Source organism: Roseovarius halophilus (ex Wu et al. 2025) (genome assembly GCF_047086965.1).
Window position 1 is genome coordinate 1 of sequence record NZ_JBKOTX010000636.1, and the last position, 270, is coordinate 270.

1 protein-coding gene is annotated in these 270 nt (G+C 58.5%); it reads right to left on the minus strand.

Translation table 11 applies throughout. From position 1 onward, the window contains the following. Positions 1 to 112: transposase (locus ACH107_RS33830; RefSeq protein WP_412509926.1), on the minus strand; the 112-nt coding region annotated here is incomplete at its 3' end. Positions 113 to 270: the final 158 nt, after the last annotated feature.

The following is a 270-nucleotide window of genomic DNA, read 5'->3' on the forward strand; positions in this document are numbered from 1 at the left end:
AATGCGTGCTCACGCCCAAACGCCGAGACACCTCCCGAACCGGATATCCCCGCACCGTGATCTGATGCACCGCATCCCGCTTGAACTCGTCGCTGTAATCGCTTGTCCCCATGTCGGCCTCCTAGCCTCAAAGTTAGGGGGCAAAGCGTCTACAAATCTAGGGGCACCTCAGCAGCGTCTTGAGTCGGCGCGTATAATTACAGGCTGCGATGACGTCGCCGAGGTGGGTTTCGAGTTGAGCCTGTGCCTCGTAATGGTAGCGCTTGACGG